Consider the following 302-nt stretch of genomic DNA (forward strand, 5'->3'; position numbering starts at 1 on the left):
TGGTCGCAATTTCTTTCTCATCCTTAATCATGCGCAAGTCTTCGATAAAGTTTGACATAGCAACCAGTTGATAACCCTCAAAAATGCTGGTCAGACTTTGATAGAAACCATAGGTCACCTCGCTATCAAAACCAATGGTTTCAAGTCCATCTTCCTTAATCACCTTTGCAATCTCTTCAAGGGCAAAACGGCTCTCAATAATATCAAAACCTTTTACTGATGCCTTGGCTATCAAGGTATAACGCGAATCAGTCACAAACAAGCGACGCTTGCCACTGATGAAGACAGTCGCCTCTGTCCCC

At 42.7% G+C, this 302-nt stretch carries 1 protein-coding gene; it reads right to left on the reverse strand.

All coding sequences use genetic code 11. The features are described 5' to 3' along the window. On the reverse strand, positions 1 to 302 hold a 302-nt coding region (locus C1E99_RS13970), incomplete at both ends, for an aminopeptidase P family N-terminal domain-containing protein (protein ID WP_193441829.1).

This window comes from Streptococcus suis (assembly GCF_002964045.1).
Classification (GTDB): Bacteria; Bacillota; Bacilli; order Lactobacillales; family Streptococcaceae; genus Streptococcus; species Streptococcus suis_U.